Annotated in this window: 1 protein-coding gene; it reads left to right on the plus strand. The window is 46.2% G+C overall.

What is annotated here, in order from left to right:
* Positions 1–19: 19 nt before the first annotated feature.
* Positions 20–589: transporter substrate-binding domain-containing protein (locus R7R78_RS28010; RefSeq protein WP_406707407.1), on the plus strand; the 570-nt coding region annotated here is incomplete at its 3' end.

The raw sequence follows: 589 nt of genomic DNA on the forward strand, positions 1-589 counted from the left end.
CACCAGGGCGTGTACTTCGTTGTTATTACTATGGCTTGCCATGTGTTCGTACAGTTTCGCTCACCAAACTAAAGTCGATACATTGATTGTCACCAATTCTAAGGCTTGGAAGCCGTTCTCATATGTCTCACAAGATGGTGAACCCAAAGGCATTCTGATTGACTTCTGGCGAGAGTATGCCGAAAGAAATCACGTTCGTGTTGAGTTCCTGCTGCTCGATTGGGAAGAGTCTTTGCGTGCAGTTAAGGAGGGGCGTGCGGATGTTCACGCTGGTCTGATTTACTCTGAGGCTCGCGATAAGTACCTTGATTTTGGTGCGGTTATCATGCCTATTCAAACCAAGTTGTACGTCAATAAAGATATGCTAGCCGTTGATATTAAGGGCGTGCTTACTGGAGAGGTAGAGCTTCCTATTGGCTTGGTAAAAGGCAGCTATGAAGCGGAATTTGTGCGTGCCAACTACCCTAGAGCGTCGTTAGTGGAATATTTAAATAACGATGCGATGATCCGAGCCGCCGTCGAGAAAAATATCTTGTACTTTGTTGCCGATTTGCAAGTGGCTAACTTCCACATGGCGACAACACCAGAT

The sequence above is a fragment of the Vibrio sp. 2134-1 genome, assembly GCF_033339495.1.